Annotated in this window: 7 protein-coding genes; all 7 read right to left on the bottom strand. The window is 49.3% G+C overall.

The window, feature by feature from the left end:
- Positions 1-38: 38 nt before the first annotated feature.
- The 7 genes from EH228_RS07185 to EH228_RS07150 all read right to left on the bottom strand — a co-directional run bounded on the left by EH228_RS07185 (position 39) and on the right by EH228_RS07150 (position 6,193).
- The gene (locus tag EH228_RS07185) at positions 39-974 is read right to left on the bottom strand and encodes a glycosyltransferase (protein ID WP_152320986.1); all 936 of its coding nucleotides are present in this window, start codon (positions 972-974) and stop codon (positions 39-41) included.
- Between the two features lie 497 nt (positions 975-1,471).
- A complete protein-coding gene (locus EH228_RS07175) occupies positions 1,472-1,807 on the bottom strand; it encodes a DUF1294 domain-containing protein (RefSeq protein ID WP_152320984.1) in 336 nt (111 codons plus the stop codon).
- Positions 1,808-2,105: 298 nt separating this feature from the next.
- Positions 2,106-2,951 (bottom strand): sulfatase-like hydrolase/transferase, encoded by an 846-nt coding sequence (locus EH228_RS07170; RefSeq protein ID WP_193323294.1) that lies wholly within the window; start codon positions 2,949-2,951, stop codon positions 2,106-2,108.
- Positions 2,952-3,693: 742 nt separating this feature from the next.
- The gene (locus EH228_RS07165) at positions 3,694-4,104 is read right to left on the bottom strand and encodes a RidA family protein (RefSeq protein ID WP_204902652.1); all 411 of its coding nucleotides are present in this window, start codon (positions 4,102-4,104) and stop codon (positions 3,694-3,696) included.
- A 20-nt stretch (positions 4,105-4,124) separates the two neighbouring features.
- Positions 4,125-4,868, bottom strand: a complete 744-nt coding sequence (locus EH228_RS07160) for an amino acid ABC transporter ATP-binding protein (protein ID WP_152320981.1) — start codon at positions 4,866-4,868, stop codon at positions 4,125-4,127.
- Entirely contained in the window at positions 4,865-5,521 is a 657-nt protein-coding gene (locus EH228_RS07155) for an amino acid ABC transporter permease (protein WP_152320980.1), read from the bottom strand. The genes EH228_RS07160 and EH228_RS07155 overlap by 4 nt, the downstream gene beginning before the upstream one ends.
- Before the next feature lie 9 nt (positions 5,522-5,530).
- Positions 5,531-6,193, bottom strand: coding sequence for an amino acid ABC transporter permease (locus EH228_RS07150; RefSeq protein WP_152320979.1), 663 nt, complete (start codon positions 6,191-6,193; stop codon positions 5,531-5,533).
- Positions 6,194-6,209: the final 16 nt, after the last annotated feature.

Raw genomic sequence — 6,209 nt, 5'->3', positions numbered from 1 at the left:
CCTGGCAACAAACACGGGCTAACGAAAGTGAAGCGGTATTAAGCGCAGTTATTTAGTTTGATAAAGAAAAAAACATCACTGACGTTACTGATACCTCTGAATAAACTGACCAGCGATATATTGTCCCGGAAGTTGGCTTTCACCATTGGCTTATCCTGAACCTTGTTCCGATACAACCCCAAAAAGTGGCGCGTTTCCACCAGCGCATGTTTGAGTAAAAACACCTTTATTTTTTTGTTTTGCTCAATTTTCGCCAGTCTTAGTATTTCTGCGATCACATCAACATAACTTATCGCCCGAACATCATAGTAATCATGACGGTGCGTAATAGAGTCTGCATTCACCTTATAGGTGTAATCTTTAGTGCCCGATACGCGAAAGCGACCATTGTTAACTGCGAGATGAATTGTCCAGAGAATGTCTTTATGGCTCTTGCCTGACTGGAAGCGCAATGAATACTGTTTGATATAGGATGATCTGACCATCTGCAGCCACAAGTAATGCGGCCATTCGTGGCGTGTAACACAGTGTCTAATCCAATCATGACCTGACAGAGCCTCCCCATAGGATTGCTTTCGGTGAACGGCTCTTCGATGGTTGTCAGCGCCTGAATGCCAGCCATTAAAGAGCACGACATCGGCTTGTGACGCAGTAGCTACTTGCCATCGTTTATCAATGAACCCGTCGCCAATATCATCGTCAGCATCCAGAAATATCACCCATTCTCCCCGATGAATGGCCAGGGCCGCATTACGGGCAGCGTAGACGCCGTGATTGGCCTGCTCAAGGCAAATAAGCCGATCGTCGCGGATTTGGCGGATAATATTGCCGGTATCATCAGTAGAACCATCGTTGACGATAATAAGTTCAATGGCAACACGGGTTTCGCTGAGGATTTTGCTGACCAGACAAGCAATGGTCGTGGCGGCGTTGTATGCGGGGATAATAACACTGACATTAATGTTAGTCTTCATGCTGAGTCACGACTTCCCTTCGTTGTCATCTTTTTGGCGCCTGACCGGAAAGATCCTTCTTTCCCTGATTTCCTGATCCATTTCATACAAACACTCATCGCAATACTCTTTATCGAGTGCGAACCATCGTTCAATGACGCCTCTTTTATTATTGCATCGTGCACATTTATTCATCTTTTGGCGCTTCCATGGCCACATAATTTGGCATCCCTGTAAAAAAGGCATGGTAAACCTTGGCTGTATAAACAACCGTAATACAAAGGCTTTTTCTGCCATCAATAAAAATTAAGCATAACCAGTGATGTCACATAAAAGATAATCGTTTCTATAGATCAATTTATGAATATTGATCGTTGTAAACGATCAATATGAGGCGGAATAACATTACTATATGGTTAGCGAAGATCGAGTTGTGAACAATACAGGGATGTTGACGGGGCAGGGATTAAATTGACAGAAGCAGGGGCCAGCACTGCGAAGTACAGCGCGGATCTGTTTCAGTGGAGAGACAACCAATAAACCGTCACCAGTACCGCGATATTCAGCAGCACACTAATGATGAACCAAATTTTAAATGGCTGCTTTTGCGTTTTATGGCGGAAGATTTGCTGACCGACAATGGCCCCAGGCCATCCACCCACAAAACCAAATATCAGCAAGGTAGACTCGGGTACTCTGCGCCAGGCTCTGCGGGCAGCCATTTTATCCGCACCATAAACCACCAGTGTCAATACGTTGGCGAACAGAAACCACATAAGAAGGGGACGAGGCATCAATATGCTACCAGCCGCCGCTAAGGCCAGGATCAAGTAACAGAAGCGATTGAGGTTCATACCATTAGCCACAGCAGTTATCAGTGAGTATTGAAGCCAAACTATACCCGGTATACCAGAGCAAGCAAAGGCGCTGACTTGCCAGGGTGCTTGATGCTGTAGAGTCAGGAACGGCAGGTTTCACAATATCGCTTGTTTTGGTAAACAGGTCATCGATTGTTATCTCCTGCATGATGACAACGTCAGATTAATTATCGTCAAACATCATTTTACTGAAGGTAATTCATCGTAATTCATCCGTTGCCCCTGGAAATTTAAAACACGATCATTGGGGCTGCAGTTTTCAGGAGACAGCATGTCACCGTTCAGGGCAATCAACGGATCGCGAATTTTCATCCATTGTGAAAATGTTTTCAGAAAACGTCAGCCACTGCGTCGTACCGGGATGAGTTTGATCTTTGTCGATGATAAAAAATGGTACGTGATAATTCTCGCGGGTTTTATCGCCGTGCGTTAAGTAAGCATCTGCCGTGCCTTTGTTGATATACGACAGTCCGTGGTCAGAGAAATACATCATGGACCCGTCGCCGCCGTCACGTTTCGCCATTTCGTGGATCTGTGCCAGCAGGCTGTCTGTTATGGCGATCGATTTGATGTAGTACGATATTTCCTTCGCACCCATATCGATATCATACTGATCACGCGTTTTCACACAGGCCTGCGGATGTGGCCCCATCAGGTGCAGTACGATGAGTTTTTTCCCCTGTTCCTGCTTCAGTGCTGTATCGAGGTGTGGTAACAGTTGATCATCCGGGGAATCCATTCTGTCGTTGGAGTTGGCTGATTTAGTAAAATAAGAATGATCTGCGCTTTCTTCCATTAACGCGACGGGTGAGTCAACATGGCCTTTCCTGCCCAGGTTCGATATCCACCAGGTTTCAAATCCAGCACGTGAAGCCAGTGCCACGATATTGTTATTCAGTTCTGCCGTATTCCCCTGGCGGAACGGGGACCATCGCGCAGAAGCAACGAAGAATAGCGCCAGAAAACCATAGACCTCCCGTGTGATGGACGCGTTTTTATGCCCGGAAAACGATGACACGATAGTGGCTATCCCGGAGACAATAACAGATGTTGAAAGCAGCCAGGCGACCGTTGGGATGTTACCGATAAACTCATGGGCTTCATTCGTATTAGTAGACATCAGCGAGCCAATGACATTGATCTCCGGGGAACCATAGTTATGCCAACCGGTGCATAAAGTGCACCTGCCAGTGTAAATATCATCACAACGAAACAGTAAGCTATTTTTTCTGCATCCCTGAGCAGTCATAATCCGGATAAAGCAGAGAAGGCATAGATTAATTTATATGGGTAGCCCAGTGCGTAATGGACGAGTCATACCCATCACAGCAAATACAGCTTTCTTCTTGCCCCATGCCTTCTGCCAGGCATCTTCATCGTTGCGACGGATGAACTCAGAAAGTGAATTCGCCCTTATGATGCTTGTGGGTATTGTCTAAAAGATCATTGTTTTTATCGATCAGTTTTCTTATATCGATCGGTTATGGAGATTAATCTGCCTGTGGTTTCTGGCGCGTATTCTCACCGGCGATTCGGTTGGTCAGGTCAGTGATATAAGACTGAACCGCCCGCTTCATACTGACGCCAGGTGCGCAGTGTCTCCGGTGTGCAACCGATCTTCAGGGCAATGGAACTGAGGGCAGCCTATCGTGAGTCATATTCGTTCTGACTTTCCAGAACCATACAGACGGTTTCAGGGGTTTTTAATCATCTGCTTTGCTTCTCTTTATGGGCGTTGAGTCTCCAGGATTGCCGGGTTGGTTCAGTCAGCTTTGTTCTTTTCAACGGGGGCTGTTATCAGCAATTATTATCAACAGGCCCGCGTTTATTCGTGGGCCTGTTACGTTAGGTGAAAATAAATATCAGGCTTTTACCGCGATAACATCAATTTCTACCTGCCATTCTGGCCGTGCCAGGTGGGAGATCATCAACCCGGTTGAGACCGGAAATACTCCCTGCAACCAGCGACCCACAATATTGTAAACCGTCTCCCGGTGGCGGACATCGGTAAGATAGATGGTGAGTTTACAAATCTCCTGTAAATTACTGCCACATTCATCTAACAGCATTTTAATATTGTGCATCGCCTGTTCAGTTTGTGCGGCAATGTCGCCAATCCCCACTGACTCACGGGTGTCCAAATCCTGGCCAATTTGGCCGCGCAGGAAAATCATATTACCCGCGACGACAGCCTGGCACAGGTCGTTATTTAAATTCTGTTCCGGGTAGGTTTCTTTGGTATTAAACGGCCGGATACGGGTGTGAACCATTATTTTCTCCTGGTCAGCAATTCTTAGGCTAAAAACTGCTGTAATTCTGCAGTTTGTGGATGAGTAAACACGCTTTCGGGCGTCCCGGTTTCGTGGACTTTCCCCTGGTGCATAAAGACGATGCGGTCACTCACTTTGCGGGCAAAACGCATTTCATGGGTGACCATAATGATGGTCATGCCTTCGCGGGCCAGTGACTCAATGACCTGCAATACTTCCCCCACCAGCTCCGGGTCCAGCGCCGAGGTGATTTCATCACAGAGTAAAATTTCCGGATTCATCGCCAGCGACCGGGCAATGGCCACGCGCTGTTGCTGGCCACCGGAGAGGCTTTCCGGCCAGCTGTCGAATTTTTCTGCCAGCCCAACCCGCTCCAGCAGGCGGCGGGCAGTCCGTTCGGCTTCACTGGCGGACATTTTCTTCACCAGCGTCGGGGCCAGCATGACGTTACGACCGACCGTCATATGAGGAAACAGATTGAAGCTTTGAAAGATCATCCCGACGTTTTGTCGCAGTTCGCGCAATGCTGCCGGGGTATGCGGTTGGATCGGTTGACCATCAACCAACAGTTCCCCTTCCTGAAAGGTTTCCAGCCCATTGATACAGCGTAATAACGTGCTCTTACCGGAGCCGCTCTTGCCGATAATGCACACCACTTCCTGGCGTTTAATCTGCAAGTCGATGCCTTTCAGTACTTCGTTATCACCAAAACGTTTGCGTAATGCACGAATATCAACCAATGAAAAATCAGTCTGTTGGGGAGTCATTCGTGGTGTCTCCGGGTCAGTTGTTGTTCAAGGCGGCGGCTCCACAATGAGAGCGGAAAGCACAGCAGGAAATAAAGCAACGCCACGCTGCCGTACACCAGGAAAGGCGAGAAGGTGGCGTTAGCAATAATTTGTCCCGAGCGGGTCAGTTCGACGAAACCGATAACCGAAGCCAGCGCGGTGTTTTTTATCGCCTGTACCAAAAAACCAACGCTGGGGGCGATGGCGACACGTAATGCCTGGGGCAGGATGATGTAGCGCAGTTGCTCGCCAAACGACAGTGCCAGGCTTTGCGCCGCTTCCCATTGTTGGCGGGGGATAGACTCAACGCTGCCACGCCAGATTTCAGTGAGATAAGCGCTGGCATACAGCGTCATACACAGGCTGGCGGCAAATAATGCTGAGGTGTCGATACCGATTAAGGCCAGGCCAAAGTAGACCAGGAATAGCTGTAACAGGAGCGGGGTTCCCTGAAAGAGTTGCACATAACAGCGAACAACCTGTCCGGCCAGGCGAGAGCCGGAAAGGCGCAACACCAGCAACACACCGCCTACCAGTCCGCCACCGATAAAAGCAATCGCCGACAGGCCAACCGTCCAGCGCAGCGCCAGCAGCAGGTTACGGTAAATGTCCCACAGTGAAAAATCGCTCATGATGACTCCTTAACCGGGACGCCGGTAGATAAAACGCGGGCCTACCCAGTTAAGGATCTGGCGTACGGCAATCGCTGCCAGCAAATAGATGACGGCGGCGACAATATAGGCTTCAACGTTACGAAAGGTCCGGCTGGCAATCAGATTGGCGTTAAACGACAACTCCTCAGTAGAAATCTGACTGCATACCGCTGATCCCAGCATGATGATGATTACCTGGCTGACCAGCGCTGGCCACACACGTCCCAGAGCGGGCGGCAGCACCACCCGGGTGAAAATCTGCCAGCGATTCAACGCCAGACTTTCGGCCGCCTCAATTTGACTGCGTGGCGTATTGTCAATCCCGGCCCGGGTAATTTCGCTGGCATAGGCCGCCAGATTCAGGATCAGCGACAGCACGCTGGCAGTGGTGGCTGACAGGTGAATACCCACGGCAGGCAGGCCAAAAAAGATAAAAAACAGCTGGATAATATAGGGCGTATTCCGCACTACCTCGACGTAAATCCCCACCAGCCAGCGTAACGCGGGTGCGCCATGGGCACGTGCCCAGCCACAGGCGATGCCCAGTACCGTGCCGAGTAGCGTCGCCAGCAGGGTCATCCCCAGCGTCAGGGCGAGACCATTGAGTAGCATCGGCCACTGGCTTAGCACTGCGCCAAAATCAAAGTTCATACTCTGGTTTCTCCAG

This window comes from Erwinia endophytica, from assembly GCF_009295515.1.
GTDB classification, from domain to species: domain Bacteria; phylum Pseudomonadota; class Gammaproteobacteria; order Enterobacterales; family Enterobacteriaceae; genus Erwinia; species Erwinia endophytica.
Note: the sequence above shows the minus strand (reverse complement) of the source record. Positions and strands in the feature narration are given on the sequence as shown.

What these genes read in the sequence shown, in the direction of transcription:
- EH228_RS07175 (WP_152320984.1), bottom strand. Translation starts at nt 1,807, where the DNA reads ATGAACCTCAATCGCTTCTGTTACTTGATCCTGGCCTTAGCGGCGGCT.
- EH228_RS07170 (WP_193323294.1), bottom strand. Translation starts at nt 2,951, where the DNA reads ATGTCTACTAATACGAATGAAGCCCATGAGTTTATCGGTAACATCCCA.
- EH228_RS07160 (WP_152320981.1), bottom strand. Translation starts at nt 4,868, where the DNA reads ATGACTCCCCAACAGACTGATTTTTCATTGGTTGATATTCGTGCATTA.
- EH228_RS07155 (WP_152320980.1), bottom strand. Translation starts at nt 5,521, where the DNA reads ATGAGCGATTTTTCACTGTGGGACATTTACCGTAACCTGCTGCTGGCG.
- EH228_RS07185 (WP_152320986.1), bottom strand. Translation starts at nt 974, where the DNA reads ATGAAGACTAACATTAATGTCAGTGTTATTATCCCCGCATACAACGCC.
- EH228_RS07150 (WP_152320979.1), bottom strand. Translation starts at nt 6,193, where the DNA reads ATGAACTTTGATTTTGGCGCAGTGCTAAGCCAGTGGCCGATGCTACTC.